Raw genomic sequence first — 15,143 nt, forward strand, 5'->3', positions numbered from 1 at the left:
TCTGGTCAAAGCGCATCAGAGATAAATCCTCACGCCGTTGGCCAGTGACTAGCGCCAGATCCATTGATAGCCCAAACCACGCCGGTAATGTGTCAGCGACCTCACGAATAGCGAGATACTGGTCCAGTTCCAGGCGCTCACGTTTCACCACCGGTTTAGCTGAGCGTGTCGGTGTCACTGGATTATTATCTATATGGCCCTCGACAATCGCTTCTCGGAAAATATCAGACAACACTGACCGCATAGTAGCGGCCATAGTTTTTTTGTCCTGTGCCACCCAAAACTCTAGAAATTCAGCAACGTGACGAGTGGTGATTTTAGCCAGAACCATATTGCCCATCTTTTCGCTGATCATGGCTATTTGCCCCTTGCGAACTTTGTAAGTGTTCACTGCCAATTCTCTGCGCTTGTATATGACATCGTAACGTTCAAGCCAGGAGGTCATTGTGTACTCTTGTGTGCCTTTCAATTTTTCCAGTAGTAATACAGGAGAGTAGTTTTGCTCAACATAATTATTGGCCTCGATAGATTGTGAAACGGCTTCTCTGCGGGAGATTTGGCCTAACGGGATTTCTTTCCCTGTTAGCGGATTGCGCCAATAGTATGATTTATAGCGATGGCGATAGGTGAGATTGCGCGGTAAGTTCGCATCGTACTTTTTCCGCCGAGTCATTGATCACTTTCTCCATAAACGCATTCCGCGCAGGGGCCGCGCTTTTGGCATCTTTGATTTTTTTACCGAGATTGAAATCCTTCGGATCGATATAAATAGCATTAGGTTTTACCCTATACTGTCTGCCGTGTTTTTCTGCCGCAGGGTAAAAGTTACCGTTTCTGGCCCAGCGTTGGAGTGTTTGAATCGTCGGCTTGTCAGTCGCATACGTTTCATCACACCATTCGGTTAATGTCATTAATTTAGCCATTGGTCATACCTCGATATGACCGGCCAGCATAGTAACGTGCTGACCGGTTCGGTTTTGATTTTTAAAAATCAGTTAGCGGACGGCTAACGAACGTTCGCCGGTTTCAAACTTGGCACCGGCTATCAATAGGCCCTCATTTAAGGCAGCTTTGATTTCATCGGCTTTTGGGGTGGTGATAATTTGCACCTGAGAAACGGAGTCGACATATTCATCAGGCAACAAATTCACATCGGTGATGACGAGTTTTTTTATCCCTTTTCGGGCTGTGAAGGTATTGGCCGCTGTTTTGATCGAGTCTTTACCGGCCTGAATCATGCATTCCAATATATATTTACGGTAGATTTCAGCCTGATTATCAAAACTTTTCTTGCGTGCACTCATCCGTTTGGCTTCGTTGGCACATATCTCTGCCTGACCCAGCGTGTTACGAACCAACGCCATCAAGGCATCGAACTTATCTTCCAGCATGCCCTCAATACCAGAGAGTGTGTCAGCGACCATTTCGGGGGTGAGTTCATCACCGCTATCGGCCATTTCCTGTAATTTTCGGTAATCAGTGGCTAATGATATGGCGCTTGTGCTCATGCTTTCTCTCCCTCAGTGACAAATTTTGCCAGGCACTCATCTTTGATTTGATTCAAACGGGTTAGACGGCCGGTCAGATATTTGACGTGTTCATCATCATGGGATGATTCGGCATTCTTGAGATGAACCCCGATGGTGCGTGTTAGTGAGGTGCTGATTTTTGTCACTTCATTCGCCGTGACTGCTGTTTTCATCGTCTCGGTATTGGCTTTGAATTTGTCGTCTAACTCTTTACGTAGACGAACCACATCATCAGCTTTAGTGCTGGCATTTTTAATACCGAACTCAATATTATTGTCGGCGGTGTATTCAGCATCATCAAACAGCCCCATAAACACATCAGCGCTGAAACCAAGCTGTGCTAATGCTTTGGTCGTGGCGTCCGTTAGGCTTTTTTTGCTGACTTCATCGTCACAAATGAAACCGTTGGTACTCTGATAAATATGCTTGGTATGACCAAAAGCAGGGAAGCGGCCCCGACCTCCTGCGTGTTGGTACCACAGTTCAATCCGCATTGTGTGGTTGGATGTCCGTAGAATGGTGCCATCACCATCACGCATGGGTTTGCGCCCAACTTCACGGTTATTAGCATCATAGACCGGCTCCATAAATGGGATGCCGGGTATAAATTCCTCACTGATAATATCTACGCCCCAGCCGCTACCAAAGGGGCCAAAAATTTCCGTGGCTCTCATCGTCTGATAGGTAGGGTTGATGCTGGTTACAGAGCGAATGACTTTGCCATTTTTGGTCGTGTCTTTTCGCTTGGTACGCGCGGGATCGGTGCGCTGTACTGATTTCCAGATACTTAAATTATCCTGAGACTCTTTTGGTAACTTAGAGATATCCTGATCGATTTGTGATGCCCGTTGTTGGAACTCATCTGCGGTAGGAGGCAGTGATTCAGGCTCTATCAGCTCATTGGTATGGGTCTCGGCGTTAATGGTCGCCATTTCATCATTAATGGCGCTATTGGCAATGTTTGATACATGATTGGGCTGTTCTGTTGCGCCTTTTGGCACTTTTGTATCAGTTTTTGGTTTTTCGATTGTGCTGGTATTCGCCGCTGAATCGTTGGCTGCGCCGGTCAAGCCATCAACGCTAAATTTGCCATCGCCAAGGTTTGCTACTTTCACATCATCGGCTTTGATTACATCAAGCTGTAAACACTGATTGATATAGGCTTTCAGCTTGGCTGGGTCTTTATGAATATCCAATTCAGCACTGCGGATCATTGCAAACAGATCATCACGGGAAACCGCTAAAATGGCAGGGATAATCCGTAAAGCTGTTGACCAGCGCCGCCAAGCCTCATCACCTTTTTCTACTTTTTCTTTAGCGCCACGATAAATGGATGATGGCACTTCCCAAACATCATAATCACCGGGGAACAGGGCGCAGGCGACTTCAAGATCGAGAGAGGCGTAATCATGCTTATAATCGCGTTCACGATGACCCGCTGACGTAGGCGATGAATTGGCTTGTTCATTAGCTTGATTGCCAGGGTGTTCACGCTCATCCGGACGGGAGTTGATCCACTTTTCAGCAAACTTGTTAACGTCCGGCCATGATTTAAATACCGGAGTGTGGGCCTGAACATCATCAATGAGTTGTGCCAATGTAGTGATGTACATGTGCTTAACTTGTGGTAAGCGTGGCAAGCCATCAATAACTGCACGATATAACGGCTCTGATTCATCATCATTAATTAAATCGTATGCATTAGATAATAGATGGCTATCAACAATTTCAGGCTCTACGCCATATAATAAAACATATGCAATTCTTACGTTAATTGGTAAATCGAAGATGTTTTTAACATTGTCAATTTCGTCAGTATTAGCAATGATGATAGGTTCAAATTCTTTAGTTTCATCATTCCATTGATTATGTTCCATCCATTCAGTGCTGAATATAGCATTATCTTCAGCATCATCATGTACCGGAGGTCGAGGGGAACCCACACGATCAGCACAAACTTTAGGGGCAAAGAAATGACTACTTGATCCGGGGAATTCCCCTTCTAATAACATGGTGGATTTCATTGTTGCCATTTTTTGATTTTTGGCATCAACAGTAATCGCCATGGCTACGGCACCATTTGCCATAGCTGATTTTTTGGGTAGAAACCCACATACAAATAAGCTCATTGGTCATTCCTCGCTAATTATTTTTAATCTGATAATAACAATCGGTCAGTGCTATTAATTCATCTGTGGGTAATACATGATCTAACGACGTAGAATCACATTTTTTAATTTGCTCTAAAGCCAGAGAAATTAAATCACGTACATCTACAATGCCGGATTCTATTAGATCTGAAACAGTGCCCATTATCGCGTCTGGACTCGCTCCAACTTCGACTAATGCGGGGGATTTAGCAGCATTAGCGATGACGATACAATCAGCCAGGATTCTAAGTGTTGTCTTTTGCATAAAGATCCCTATATAATTTCGGCTTCCAGTGGTGGAAGCCATTGGTCATACCTCGCTAGAGTCGGTTTGGTCGCTGACTCTGCCGTCACCGGGACGTTAAGCTGGTAAGATTGCCCACCTTGTGTGGGCTTTTTTACGTCTGTTTTAATGCCGGTTACGTTTTCGGCGTCGATATGTCTACTTTAATAAGCTGAGTTTTACGACCGTTTCACTGGTGTTGGCGGTAATTATTAATGTCTGGATTGAGTGGTTAAATCATCAACAACACTTGATAACAAAGCAGCTAATAATAAGTTACGGACGTTGTTATTACCGAAGCTGAAATTGGCCTCAATGACTTCATCTTCGCCAATACCAATATAATGCTGAGCGGCGGCTTTAATTGCACAGCCCATACAGTGATAATCCCCTAAAGTTTCACCACTAGGCAAAACAATAGAAGCCAGCGGTAAATTAGCCTCTTTATTTTTAACGGCATAGCCGATTACTTCATTTTCTGCGGATAACTGAGCAACGTCATTATGAAGCGGTTTAATAGATAATTTAATTTCTTTAAATTTCATTGGTCATACCTCGTTATTGTTGATGAATAATGGCATCGACTGGGTAGCAGTTGCCGTTGAATAACCTATTTTCGAAAATGACTTTTTCACATTCTTGTTGGGTGTCATAAACTTCATAGACAATATCTCTACAAATTTCATGAGCAGGGCATACCGATACAACTAAAGCGAATAATAGTTGCTCCATAAATTTCCTGAATATTAAGTGTTAAATTATCTCGGCAGTTGCTTTCCCACCATCAGTAATTTTTAGATAAATAGATTCGCAATAAGGGCAAGTCGCCAGTGAATCCCAAACTGCGTTATCTATTCCTCTGCGTGTTTCAATTTCTTTATTGCATATTGGGCAGCGAAGAGTGATGAAATTCACCCCCTTGGCTTTAGCTTGTGCAACATATTTACTGTGGTCATCCAATAGCTTTCCCATTGTCTATCCCTTTTTATCTGCTTTCAGATTGTCAGAACTTGCTTACCTAAGCGGCTGTTGTGCCGTTGATGGGTTAAAGTTAATTTAAACTAACAATAAATTCAATCGTAAATTTAAATAAACTTAACAATAAGGGCGGAATTAGCGGTAAGAATTTGAAAAGTATGGATATTTATTTGGCGAGTTTTTTTCTGGTTTGTAACAGCTCTTCAAAAAGTCGGTTTAACTCATCAACTTTAAGCCGAAGGTCTGTTAAGTGCCGCTCTTTTTCTGATTCAGGAAGAGACGCAAACAATTGAATTAGTTCAGCTTCTCTCTCATCAAGTTCAGGTGGGATCTTTACTGCGGGTGAGGGGGATTGATCAGTATCCCCGTATAAAATCCACGTTGGTGAGCACTGCAATGCGGTACTCAGGGCAAATAGATTTTTGCCAGAAGGTGAACTGTCGTTGCTTTCCCATTGTGAAATGGTGACATGGGACACTTTCACCGCCTTTGCAAGGCTGCGTTGGGTTAGTTGCAGCTCATTTCGCCGCTCTCTGATGCGTTCACCGGGATTTTTCATAGTTAGGTAATTCTAAATTCTCTTGACTTAAATTTCCTGAACAAATAACTTGTTAACTAAATCTAACAACAGGAGAGGCGACGTGTTAAAAAAAGATGCCATTCAATATTTCGGAACCAAGAGTGCTCTGGCAAAAGCTGCGGGGGTTAAGCCGCCATCGGTTTCTGCTTGGGGTGATTTAGTCCCAGAGAAAAGGGCCGTTCGATTAGAGAAAGCCTCTAATGGCGAATTGCATTACGACCCTATTGATTATGACAAGCCTATAGCACCAGCACAGTAAACGCTGATTTTTAAAAATCAGCTTTCATAAGGAGGTCACTGTGAAATTAAAACATGATGCCATCTGCGCAGAATTGCGGAGCTGGGCAGCAGAAACCAAACAAGAAATTGTCGCGGCAGAAGTAGCACAGGCTTATTTCGATCTCGGTGGTGATGAGCTTCCACTCACGCCCATTGAGGATGAACACGCCACCCACAACAACAAACAGCGCTTGTTCCGCTGGGTTGATAGTGACACTGACAAGGCCAGAGCAAAAATCGCCGAACTTACTCCAGCCATTCTTCAGGCATTGCCAGGAGAGCGGCGTGCCAGATTGGAAAACCCCAATTCAGTGAATTATTTGGCGGCACAAGCATTGCGCGATTTCTCGCTGGCGATGAGTGCGGTGTTGTTGGGCTGCTCTGATATGTCACAGAAATTAATTAAAGCCACTGAGGCGATACATGCACTTATTCCGGTGACACAGCAGTTGATTGCATAACGAGGTATGACCAATGGCCAGATTTTCCAGAGAACAAGTCGAGCAACAATTACGAGATGAACTGCAACGTGCCGGTTTTAGCGAGACAGTCGCTAGATCGGCGGCTATTCAAGGCGGTAAGCATTACACCGATACACCGAACTCTACATTTTCCAGCGCGTTAGTTTGGGCTAAGACATACGCCAAGCCTTATAAGCGGATGCGGGATAAACCGGTAGCGAAAGTCGTTAAAGCTAAAAAGCCGTGGCGGGTGCCACATGGCTAAAAAACTGACTTACCGCAATGGTTACCGTTACGGAAATATGCCAATTACAGCAAATATGGCGCGGGTGATTTTACGGCAATTTACCCGTGAAGCCATGCAAGGGCAACGGAGAGCATTTAACGCTCTTTTTAATACTAGTCACGCCAAATGTAACGTTATCAGCGTTACAGAGCAGCACTGAATCGGGGTAGGTATGGCATCAAGTTGGATAAAAGTCGAAGTGATTACTCCAGATAAACCGGAGATCTTCCAACTGGCTGAAATCCTGAATGTTGACCCAGATACCGTACTCGGGAAGTTAATCCGTGTTTGGGTCTGGGCTGATCAGCAGACCATCGACGGTAACGCAGATTGTAACGCCGTTAGCGTTACCCGAATTGGCATTGACCGTATCACTTTTATGTCGGGCTTCGCTGACGCACTGCTTGCCGTTGGATGGTTAAAACATGATGGCACAAAAATGTATTTCCCACATTTTGAACGCCATAACGGAAAAGGCTCTAAAAAACGGGCAGTTACCAGTCGGCGCGTTACAGAATTCAGAGATTCGAAATCAAAAGGTAACAACAAAGGTAACGCTGGCGGCGTTACACCACCGGATCAAAAAGCGTTACCAGAGGAAGAGTTAGAGGAAGAGAAAGAACTAAAAGAAAACCCCCCTGTACCCCCCAAGGGGAAAAGGGAAGGTAAGACATTTGATCCGTTAAATATCGAACTGCCGGAATGGTTACTGACCGAGTTGTGGGAAGAGTGGGTTCAATTTCGTTGTGATTTGAAAAAACCAATTAAAACCAAACAGGGGGCAATGGGCGCAATCAATCAGCTGGCGATATTCAAGGAGAACGGCCATGCACCAGCGGTGGTCATTGCTCAAAGCATTGCCAATGAGTGGCAGGGATTGTTTGAGCCGAAAGCCAGCCAGTCCCATGCAGGGCATTTGAATATTGATTTTGAAGGCGCATTCCGGCGGCTGGTACTCAAGGGGAATGAGCCAAAAAACTCAGCCGAACGCAGGGCATTGAAACAAGCCCAAAATGCCAATTTACGTATGAAAAACGAAACGATAGCTCATAACGCCTGGCGGGGTTATCTCAAACAGGCTTACACCGAAAGTGGTGAACAGCCCTATAGCGGAGATTAAAAAGTGGAAACGATCAATATCAACCGAGCGGTCTTTTGCGATTACTGCGGCAAAGGGGCGAAGCTGGTGCGGGGACATGAAATTTACCCTCAGCGGCAAGACTTAGCTTCACAGTTCTTTTGGTCATGTGCGCCTTGTGGGGCCTATGTGGGCTGTCACAAAAATAGTGATGCTTATCCCCTTGGCCGTCTGGCTAACGCTCAGTTACGAGCGGCGAAGCGGTTGGCACATGCCGCATTTGATCCGCTGTGGCAAGAGTTTGGCATGAAGCGGCCAGAAGCATATGAATGGTTGGCCGGACAGTTAGAGATTTCAATGTCTCAATGCCATATCGGCATGTTTGATTTAGACCAATGTCGGCGGGTGCAAAAGTTAGCAACGAATTACAAGAATTCCCTGTAGTGAGCGAGGTATGACCAATGGAAATTAATAACTGTAATAATTTTATCAATGATAATCGGCCAGTGATTGACGACAAATGTGATCATTCATCTTGCATCATTGATGCCTGGGGAATGGCGGCTCGCGCCAGATGCCGTGCGCCTTATACGCCGCCGGTCAAGCCGAAAAAAGTAGTAATTCCTACATCGGCAGCAACGAAATCAGAGAAGCTTAAAGTGGCCAAAAAATCTAACACATCATCAGCACTGCGGCTAAAGGCTAGTGAGTTGGTGGCAGTGATGCTGGGTAAAACATTGACCTATACCGGCATTCTTGCCGCGCTTGATAAAGCCTATCCGGATCACGGCATTACGCTGCGCATGTTGCAGATGCGTATGATTGGTTTGATGAAATCGCCACATGTTGATATCACCCGCCATGAAAAACCGGTAGCGGAATTTACCTTGCACAGTGTCAGTGAGCGTTTTTATGCGGATTCGATGCTCAGGGCCAAAACAAAAGGCGGGGGTGCTCAATGATCTGGCCGACTGAAGTAAATCAATGTGCCTCATCGGTTATACCGGCACATGCTTTGAGTCCCGACCACCAGCAACAGCTTTTGCTCCAAATGAATCAGATGTTTTTAAATCGAGATAATCCGCAGCATATCCAACAGGCGGCCCATGCATGCGCGCGACGTAAAGAAATCACGGTAGCGCGGCCTGATTTGCAGGATGGTTTGGTGGTTGTGGGGTTCGCTGGTGGCGGTGGCAGCTGCGAGGGCATTAAGCAAGCATTGGGCTATGAGCCACATATTGCCATGAACCATAACCCAGTGGCGATGGCGATGCATTCCATCAATCACCCGCGAACACTGCATTACCCTGAGGATATTTTCAGTGTTGACCCGCTTATCTCAACGGGCGGTTTACCAGTATTGCTGGGTTGGTTCAGTCCTGATTGCCGCCACTTCTCCAAAGCCAAGGGTGGCACTCCGGTTAAGAAAGAAATTCGTGGTTTAGCCTGGGTAGTGTTGCGCTGGGCGCTGGCAGTACGTCCACGCTTTCTGATGTTGGAGAACGTCGAAGAGTTTCGCGGCTGGGGGCCATTATTGACGGATAGTCAGGGTAATCACCGACCTGATCCAGCCCGTAAAGGCGAAACGTTCAAGGCGTTTATTGACATGCTGGGTACCGGTATTGATGCGAATCATCCAGCGCTGACCGAAGTGTGTGAGTTTTTGAAGATAGATATCAATGGCCCTGAGGCGGCAAAACTGGTTTCAGGGCTGGGGTATAACGTGGATCATCGGGAGCTAAAAGCCTGTGATTACGGAACCCCCACCATCAGAAAGCGGTTGTTTGTGGTTGGGCGTTGTGACGGTGAGCCGGTTGTATGGCCAGAGCCAAGCCACGGCGCACCAAACTCTGCAGATGTGCTTTCGGGCATGTTGCAACCCTGGCGAACGGCGGCCGAGTGTATCGACTGGAGCCAGCCAACTCGCTCTATTTTCGGTCGCAAGAAAGATTTGGCTGATAATACTTTGCGGCGCATCGTCAAAGGGCTGCAACGCTTTGTTATCGATAACCCTGATCCGTTTATTGTGCGGTTGGGCCAAACCGGTTTCGGTGGTGACCGCCTGCAGTATCCGCTAGACCAACCGCTAACCACCATCACCAGCAAGGCTGAGCATTTATTGCTGGAGCCGTATGCGGTGAAGTGCAACCACACCAGCACCAAGACCAAATATGATTGCTTCCGTGGGCAGTCATTACGTGATCCGTTACAGACCATCACCAGAACTCACGGTTTTGCAATCGCTGCGCCGGTAATTGTGCGTCAGTTTGGCAACAGTACGGCAAATGATATCAATACGCCTTTGGGTACCGTGACGGCGGGTGGGGGCGGTAAAAGCCAGTTAACCTGCGCTTATCTTGCTAAGCATTATGGCGGTAATTACACCGGTGCAGGCATCGAGATTAACCAGCCATTGCACACCATCACCACGGTTGATCACCACGCGCTTTGCACCTCGCACCTGGTACAACTGCGCGGAACATGTCGCGATGGTAAACCGATCACTGAACCGGTACCGACTTTAACCGCCGGCGGTAATCATGTCGGGATAATAAACGCCTTTCTGACCAAGTATTACGGTACCGGTGGCTCAGTAGATCTCTCAGAACCAATACACGCGGTGACGACCAAAGAGCGCTTTGGCTTGGTGGAAAACAATTTTGATGTTGAACCTCTGACCGACGAGCAACGCTATAACGCCTGGAACTGTGCGCGGCTGGTGGATCATTTCAGCGATTTACCGGACGACTGGCATTTATTCCCCGCGCCACGGCCACAATATCTATCGGTAGGCGAATACATCATCGTTGATATTTGTATGCGAATGTTGATTGCCCGTGAACTCTACAACGCCAGCGGGTTCCCGCCAGATTACATTATTGACCGGGATATTGATGGCACCCTCTGGCCCAAATATGAACAGGTGGCAAGATGTGGTAATGCGGTGCCGCCACCCTTTGCCGAGGCATTGGTAAGGGAGAATATGCCAGAGCTGTGTATCTGGAGGATGGCGGCATAATCAACAAGAAATTGCTGATATTCATACTTTTTATGTGGTTATATCCGCTATTTAGAATATGAAACTTTACTTAACTGACATTCACATGAAATCGGTTGAACCAGGTCCCCTGTATGGGGTTATTGAGATCATAAAGGTGTTAGCTTAATGATTACTATAGAAAACTTGATTCAACATTTACCAACGGATGGCCGATCTGTAATTCATTGTGAAAAAGGTAAGATAATAAGTCTTGCACAATTAAGACCGGATCAGTTTATAGCAACGCTGCCAGCCTTTATCGAGATGGCAGAAAGGGCAGGGTATATCATTACAATCCCTGATATTTAACGGTATAATAATCAAGTCAGCCTGAACAACTGACAACCTAAGTTGTTGTTGTGTCATCACCCTTGGGGGCAAGATGGCACAACTTTCATTTATCAAATCTGGCAATGAGACACTGACACCGGCCACGCCCGATGTTAGAGATTTTCTGCATTATAAGGTCAAGCTGGGGGCTATTCTCACCGCTGATTTTAAGCAGGTCCGCAATCCAAAGTTTCACCGTAAATACTTCTCTTTATTGAATATGGGTTTTGATTACTGGACACCCTCCGGTGGCACCATATCGCCTGAAGAAAAGAAACTGGTGCGCGGCTATGTAAACTATTTGGCAGAATATGCCGGGCATAGCGATACGTTGGAAGAATTAGCCCGTCAGTACCTCGATACCCTGGCAGAACAGCGGGCAGACCGTGTAACCCTGCTTAAATCTTTTGATGCTTTTCGCCGCTGGACAACCATTCAAGCTGGTTATTACGCTATTATTCAAATGCCGGATGGCTCGCAATTTAAAGAGCCTAAATCGATCTCTTTTGCCTCGATGGACGACACCGAATTCTCCGAACTCTACAAAGTCACTCTTGATGTGCTCTGGCAATTCATCTTGAACAAAACCTTTAGTACGCCAGCTGCCGCAGAAAACGCAGCTAGCCAGCTATTAAGTTATGCGTAGGGGGATTTGTGGCTAATTTACGCAAAGAGGCAAGGGGGCGTGAGTGTCAGATAAGAATCCCCGGCATATGCAATGGCAACTCTGAAACCGTGGTTCTGGCTCATTACCGGCTAGCGGGAACCTGTGGCACTGCCATCAAACCACCAGATGAGCAGGGGGCTTGGGGATGCGGTGCATGTCATGACGAATGTGACCGGCGCACCCGTTTAATTGATAGTGACACCGCCCGTCTGTATCACGCCGAGGGCGTTATGCGCACCCAGTATATTTTACGAAAGGAAGGGAAGTTATGAGAGCCGCACCGCAAAGCCTGCCGTCAGAGCAGGAAAAACCAATGCTGGATATTCACTATCTATTGGAGCTTTGGGGAGCATGGGCCGCCAATGATAATAGCCAGGTAGATTGGCAACCTATTGCCGCAGGCTTTAAGGGGCTGCTCCCCTATACCAATAAATCACGGCCACAGTGCTGTGATGATGACGGCATTATGATTGATGGTTGTGTGGCTCGATTGAAAAAGTATAAACCGGAAGAGTATGAGCTGGTGATTTTGCACTATGTATACGGTGTTTCACTGCGAATGATAGCGAAAAGGCGTAAGTGCTCAGATGGGACAATCAGAAAAGAGATGCAAACGGCGCAGGGGTTTATTGGTGGGTGTTTGGCAATGCTAATTAATAAGCTATAAACAAAAATTTGGATTTAAAGTGAAGAAATAACTATGTTAATCTCAATTATTACTTCACCTTAAAATAATCAATACTTATCAAATGGTTGCAATCATTAATTCATCTAAGGGGGGTTTAGTTGTTGCAGCTGGACTAGGAAAATTTAGCTCAGGTTGCCTTAAGTCTGATGAGGCAATTAATAGTTCACGGCCTATCCTAGCTTTATTTATGGCGTAACTGAGTTCAATTATATTGATGCCAGAGGTTGAGTATAATTCATGTATTAGCTTGTGATCATCATAAGATAGTAGCCAATGAGCTTTACTACGCTTCAAGGCATTGGCAAATTTAATATGCTGAGAATCGATAAAGCAAAAGTCATTGTAAATATTTCGGCCTTCTTTTACATACGGAGGATCAGCATAAATAAAATCGTCGCTTGAAAGTCGACTTATAGACTTCACTGCATCTTTGCTTGTTACATGTATTTTAGACGAGACACCAGCAATCCGCTCAATTCTATTTATCAATGTCCCCCGGGTGAATCGGCATCCTATTTTATATTCACCTGACTGATCCCTTCCGCCTATAGGGCCTGCATGCAGCATACCTGAGCGATTTGTTCTATTTAAGAAAAATGCTGAAAATCCTTTTTCTAAAGTTGACACTTCATCAGTACTGAAATATATACTTCTCCAATGCAACCATGCATTAATATCAACAGGCTCTTGCTCGATCATTTTTATCAAATGTCCCGGTTGATTTTTAATCGACCACCAGAATGCGGATACTGCAGGATTAATATCATTTAGTACCAATTTGTCTACTAAACCAGCCAAAAGAAGAGGTAAGGTACCACCAGCCCCACCACAAAAAGGTTCGACAAGCTTACAACCTTCTAATTTATTCGTTACAATAAAAAGAGCTAAAAACTTTGATAGTTTCCCTTTCCCACCAGGGTACCTGAAAGGGGATACGTCGGCTGAGATATGAGGAAGACCAAACTTACTTCTAATACTCTGTTTTTTAAGAGTATCTATTCGGATTTTCTCATATGTTTGCATTATTATTCACCGGTTATAAAATGGTTCTGACTATTATACACAACTTAGAAACACTGGCCAGCCTTTACACAACTAAGCGAGGTAAAAAATAAGTACAAAAAGTACTCAGTTTATCCTTGATATGATTGACCTCACTATCACTTAAGATACTCATATCATTATGGTTAGTTAAGTTAAGTATCTCTTTATGTGTCGTCAATAGGCTATTAACAACTTGCCTTATTGCTTTCACTGCATCAGTATCATCTGTTATTAATGAAGCCATATTCTTATTGGAAAATGAAAGCAAACTATTAAAATCAAATGCTTTTTCTTTGTACTCGCTAGTTAGATCTTTTTCAAACCCACGTCTTTTTATCCAAACTTTGAGCGTGATTTCAAATATAGATCTGGCAAGAAGAGCCGCGCAATAAGGATGTTTTTTGATGTCTAATTTAACAGCCTCAATAACTAGAGATTCAAGTTTTTGGCATGAAGAGGGATGAATTGTGCCTAAAGGAAGTAATCTAATCCACTTCTTGCCTTTTCTTTTTATCGGGCCTAGAGTTTCATCGTCCTCAGGAGTTGAGGTAACCTCTGGCTCATTTATTGTTGGATCTTCTGGCACACTTATATGATCAATATACTCTTCCTTAACAAGATCTAATTTTAATTTCAATTCATTAATATAAGCTTTAATTTCTTCTTTATTTTCTTGGCGTGTAGATAAAATAAAATCATTCTTACCCTTATCTTCAATAAAGTGCGAGTCTCTCGTTAAAATCTCAAGAATATAATAAAACTGACTAATGGATATCTGCGGGGTGATTAAATTACCAAATTCATCAATTTTTATCATCCCTATGTTTGAAATGAATTCAGAATATTGGATTAATCTAATAATTGCTTCAATTTTTAATTCATCTTTTTGACTTTTAAGATAATCTCTCTCTGCATCGGTCCAACAAGTCAAATTCAAAATGACAGAGCCAAGCCGGTAAAAAAAGACAACTCGCTGGATTTGATTTAACTTCATTTCTGTTAAATTAAGCTCTTCTCGTAAGCCACTCAATGTCATCCCAACACTTAATTTACTTACAAAATATCCACCTTGCGTATAAGGACTCCAAGGTTTAATACTTTGTCGAGTATGCTTTAATGCCTTATATGTTTCTGCATCAGCTCTATTATCTAAAACAACAACATTTATTTTTTTTATACTTTCACTTATTTTATCATAACTTGCATTTCTTTTTATCTTATTAATCATGTAATTATATTTTGTCCCTTTTAATAACTCAGGCTTTAATATTATCTTACATGCAGATGTTCTTCTATTTCCCTCAATAACTAACAGTTTCCTATCATCGTTTCCTTTAGGAATTGTGACAATGTTGAATTCTGGATAATATCCATTTGTCATAATGGAATTGCAAATGTCGATGACATCATAATTAATTGTTAATGTAAGAAGTATATCTTTTTGATTTTTTAATGAAGAATCTTCAATAAACCCAATCAATCGAGGGTTTTCAGGGTCTAGTTCTAAACTACTAACTGCTCTCTGGACTACAGTATTATTTAGAAACACTCGATTTTCCTATTAAAGTTAAATTTTCCATAACAGTAACGGTTTGTATGCTTAACGACCTACGTAAAACTTCTCTCACTAAATAACTGGTCTGCGGTCTAAACTGGTTTCGTCACTCCCTTGAACTCACTCGTAGTGTTTAACTCAACTGAGCTTCGAACTTAGATAAACCTTCTGGCACATAAGGATACAAAAATGCTA

At 44.0% G+C, this 15,143-nt stretch carries 22 protein-coding genes and 1 pseudogene; 12 read left to right on the forward strand and 11 right to left on the reverse strand.

Annotated features, from left to right (window positions below):
* The 9 genes from ACNSO8_RS21355 to ACNSO8_RS21395 form a co-directional block, all read right to left on the reverse strand.
* A partial coding sequence (locus ACNSO8_RS21355) for a phage integrase central domain-containing protein (protein WP_418395808.1) occupies window positions 1-673 on the reverse strand: 673 nt, incomplete at its 3' end.
* Entirely contained in the window at window positions 609-923 is a 315-nt protein-coding gene (locus ACNSO8_RS21360; RefSeq protein ID WP_050291246.1) for an excisionase, read from the reverse strand. The genes ACNSO8_RS21355 and ACNSO8_RS21360, both read right to left, overlap by 65 nt.
* 72 nt (window positions 924-995) lie before the next feature.
* The gene (locus tag ACNSO8_RS21365; RefSeq protein WP_418395809.1) at window positions 996-1,508 is read right to left on the reverse strand and encodes a siphovirus Gp157 family protein; all 513 of its coding nucleotides are present in this window, start codon (window positions 1,506-1,508) and stop codon (window positions 996-998) included.
* Window positions 1,505-3,658: a hypothetical protein gene (locus ACNSO8_RS21370; RefSeq protein WP_418395810.1), complete on the reverse strand. Its 2,154-nt coding sequence runs from the start codon at window positions 3,656-3,658 to the stop codon at window positions 1,505-1,507. The genes ACNSO8_RS21365 and ACNSO8_RS21370 overlap by 4 nt, the downstream gene beginning before the upstream one ends.
* A gap of 13 nt (window positions 3,659-3,671) precedes the next feature.
* Window positions 3,672-3,944 carry a hypothetical protein gene (locus ACNSO8_RS21375; RefSeq protein ID WP_418395811.1) on the reverse strand — a complete coding sequence of 91 codons (273 nt, stop codon included), beginning with the start codon at window positions 3,942-3,944 and terminating at the stop codon, window positions 3,672-3,674.
* A 230-nt stretch (window positions 3,945-4,174) separates the two neighbouring features.
* Window positions 4,175-4,507 carry a hypothetical protein gene (locus ACNSO8_RS21380; protein ID WP_025378517.1) on the reverse strand — a complete coding sequence of 111 codons (333 nt, stop codon included), beginning with the start codon at window positions 4,505-4,507 and terminating at the stop codon, window positions 4,175-4,177.
* Window positions 4,508-4,520: 13 nt separating this feature from the next.
* On the reverse strand, window positions 4,521-4,694 hold the full coding sequence (locus ACNSO8_RS21385) for a DUF1482 family protein (protein ID WP_100273932.1): 174 nt from the start codon (window positions 4,692-4,694) through the stop codon (window positions 4,521-4,523).
* A 21-nt stretch (window positions 4,695-4,715) separates the two neighbouring features.
* On the reverse strand, window positions 4,716-4,934 hold the full coding sequence (locus tag ACNSO8_RS21390; protein ID WP_050291241.1) for a hypothetical protein: 219 nt from the start codon (window positions 4,932-4,934) through the stop codon (window positions 4,716-4,718).
* A 172-nt stretch (window positions 4,935-5,106) separates the two neighbouring features.
* Window positions 5,107-5,499 carry a helix-turn-helix domain-containing protein gene (locus ACNSO8_RS21395; protein ID WP_042546154.1) on the reverse strand — a complete coding sequence of 131 codons (393 nt, stop codon included), beginning with the start codon at window positions 5,497-5,499 and terminating at the stop codon, window positions 5,107-5,109.
* A gap of 82 nt (window positions 5,500-5,581) precedes the next feature.
* On the opposite strand from ACNSO8_RS21395, the gene ACNSO8_RS21400 reads away from it, so the two are divergent.
* The 12 genes and pseudogenes from ACNSO8_RS21400 to ACNSO8_RS21455 all read left to right on the forward strand — a co-directional run bounded on the left by ACNSO8_RS21400 (window position 5,582) and on the right by ACNSO8_RS21455 (window position 12,328).
* Entirely contained in the window at window positions 5,582-5,779 is a 198-nt protein-coding gene (locus tag ACNSO8_RS21400; RefSeq protein ID WP_042546153.1) for a Cro/CI family transcriptional regulator, read from the forward strand.
* Between the two features lie 40 nt (window positions 5,780-5,819).
* Complete coding sequence (locus ACNSO8_RS21405; RefSeq protein WP_025378514.1) at window positions 5,820-6,260, forward strand: toxin YdaT family protein; 441 nt, start codon at window positions 5,820-5,822, stop codon at window positions 6,258-6,260.
* A 13-nt stretch (window positions 6,261-6,273) separates the two neighbouring features.
* Window positions 6,274-6,525 carry a hypothetical protein gene (locus ACNSO8_RS21410; protein WP_050291239.1) on the forward strand — a complete coding sequence of 84 codons (252 nt, stop codon included), beginning with the start codon at window positions 6,274-6,276 and terminating at the stop codon, window positions 6,523-6,525.
* Window positions 6,518-6,706 carry a hypothetical protein gene (locus tag ACNSO8_RS21415; protein ID WP_048615675.1) on the forward strand — a complete coding sequence of 63 codons (189 nt, stop codon included), beginning with the start codon at window positions 6,518-6,520 and terminating at the stop codon, window positions 6,704-6,706. Before ACNSO8_RS21410 ends, ACNSO8_RS21415 begins: the two co-directional genes overlap by 8 nt.
* A gap of 12 nt (window positions 6,707-6,718) precedes the next feature.
* A pseudogene (locus tag ACNSO8_RS21420) lies at window positions 6,719-7,438 on the forward strand (hypothetical protein); the annotation flags it as partial.
* A gap of 231 nt (window positions 7,439-7,669) precedes the next feature.
* On the forward strand, window positions 7,670-8,068 hold the full coding sequence (locus ACNSO8_RS21425; RefSeq protein ID WP_235428202.1) for a zinc-finger-containing protein: 399 nt from the start codon (window positions 7,670-7,672) through the stop codon (window positions 8,066-8,068).
* 17 nt (window positions 8,069-8,085) lie between these two features.
* Complete coding sequence (locus ACNSO8_RS21430) at window positions 8,086-8,586, forward strand: hypothetical protein (RefSeq protein ID WP_418395812.1); 501 nt, start codon at window positions 8,086-8,088, stop codon at window positions 8,584-8,586.
* Window positions 8,583-10,643, forward strand: a complete 2,061-nt coding sequence (locus tag ACNSO8_RS21435; RefSeq protein ID WP_418395813.1) for a DNA cytosine methyltransferase — start codon at window positions 8,583-8,585, stop codon at window positions 10,641-10,643. The genes ACNSO8_RS21430 and ACNSO8_RS21435 overlap by 4 nt, the downstream gene beginning before the upstream one ends.
* A 147-nt stretch (window positions 10,644-10,790) precedes the next feature.
* A complete protein-coding gene (locus tag ACNSO8_RS21440; RefSeq protein WP_075338413.1) occupies window positions 10,791-10,973 on the forward strand; it encodes a hypothetical protein in 183 nt (60 codons plus the stop codon).
* A 73-nt stretch (window positions 10,974-11,046) separates the two neighbouring features.
* Window positions 11,047-11,640: a DUF1367 family protein gene (locus ACNSO8_RS21445; protein WP_418395814.1), complete on the forward strand. Its 594-nt coding sequence runs from the start codon at window positions 11,047-11,049 to the stop codon at window positions 11,638-11,640.
* A gap of 8 nt (window positions 11,641-11,648) precedes the next feature.
* Entirely contained in the window at window positions 11,649-11,933 is a 285-nt protein-coding gene (locus ACNSO8_RS21450) for a DUF1364 domain-containing protein (RefSeq protein ID WP_048615663.1), read from the forward strand.
* Window positions 11,934-11,974: 41 nt separating this feature from the next.
* Complete coding sequence (locus ACNSO8_RS21455) at window positions 11,975-12,328, forward strand: antiterminator Q family protein (protein WP_418395840.1); 354 nt, start codon at window positions 11,975-11,977, stop codon at window positions 12,326-12,328.
* A gap of 78 nt (window positions 12,329-12,406) precedes the next feature.
* Here the strand turns inward: ACNSO8_RS21455 and ACNSO8_RS21460 are convergent, their stop codons facing one another.
* Window positions 12,407-13,372, reverse strand: a complete 966-nt coding sequence (locus ACNSO8_RS21460) for a DNA adenine methylase (protein WP_418395815.1) — start codon at window positions 13,370-13,372, stop codon at window positions 12,407-12,409.
* Between the two features lie 64 nt (window positions 13,373-13,436).
* Window positions 13,437-14,942, reverse strand: coding sequence for a hypothetical protein (locus ACNSO8_RS21465; protein ID WP_418395816.1), 1,506 nt, complete (start codon window positions 14,940-14,942; stop codon window positions 13,437-13,439).
* Window positions 14,943-15,143: the final 201 nt, after the last annotated feature.

Source organism: Yersinia sp. LJYL362, from assembly GCF_048323875.1.

Bases quoted from the DNA above. Each gene is read 5' to 3' on its own strand.
- ACNSO8_RS21375 (WP_418395811.1), bottom strand. From the start codon at position 3,944: ATGCAAAAGACAACACTTAGAATCCTGGCTGATTGTATCGTCATCGCT.
- ACNSO8_RS21370 (WP_418395810.1), bottom strand. From the start codon at position 3,658: ATGAGCTTATTTGTATGTGGGTTTCTACCCAAAAAATCAGCTATGGCA.
- ACNSO8_RS21435 (WP_418395813.1), top strand. From the start codon at position 8,583: ATGATCTGGCCGACTGAAGTAAATCAATGTGCCTCATCGGTTATACCG.
- ACNSO8_RS21365 (WP_418395809.1), bottom strand. From the start codon at position 1,508: ATGAGCACAAGCGCCATATCATTAGCCACTGATTACCGAAAATTACAG.
- ACNSO8_RS21445 (WP_418395814.1), top strand. From the start codon at position 11,047: ATGGCACAACTTTCATTTATCAAATCTGGCAATGAGACACTGACACCG.
- ACNSO8_RS21440 (WP_075338413.1), top strand. From the start codon at position 10,791: ATGATTACTATAGAAAACTTGATTCAACATTTACCAACGGATGGCCGA.
- ACNSO8_RS21360 (WP_050291246.1), bottom strand. From the start codon at position 923: ATGGCTAAATTAATGACATTAACCGAATGGTGTGATGAAACGTATGCG.
- ACNSO8_RS21430 (WP_418395812.1), top strand. From the start codon at position 8,086: ATGGAAATTAATAACTGTAATAATTTTATCAATGATAATCGGCCAGTG.
- ACNSO8_RS21385 (WP_100273932.1), bottom strand. From the start codon at position 4,694: ATGGAGCAACTATTATTCGCTTTAGTTGTATCGGTATGCCCTGCTCAT.
- ACNSO8_RS21390 (WP_050291241.1), bottom strand. From the start codon at position 4,934: ATGGGAAAGCTATTGGATGACCACAGTAAATATGTTGCACAAGCTAAA.
- ACNSO8_RS21460 (WP_418395815.1), bottom strand. From the start codon at position 13,372: ATGCAAACATATGAGAAAATCCGAATAGATACTCTTAAAAAACAGAGT.
- ACNSO8_RS21410 (WP_050291239.1), top strand. From the start codon at position 6,274: ATGGCCAGATTTTCCAGAGAACAAGTCGAGCAACAATTACGAGATGAA.
- ACNSO8_RS21395 (WP_042546154.1), bottom strand. From the start codon at position 5,499: ATGAAAAATCCCGGTGAACGCATCAGAGAGCGGCGAAATGAGCTGCAA.
- ACNSO8_RS21415 (WP_048615675.1), top strand. From the start codon at position 6,518: ATGGCTAAAAAACTGACTTACCGCAATGGTTACCGTTACGGAAATATG.
- ACNSO8_RS21455 (WP_418395840.1), top strand. From the start codon at position 11,975: ATGCTGGATATTCACTATCTATTGGAGCTTTGGGGAGCATGGGCCGCC.
- ACNSO8_RS21380 (WP_025378517.1), bottom strand. From the start codon at position 4,507: ATGAAATTTAAAGAAATTAAATTATCTATTAAACCGCTTCATAATGAC.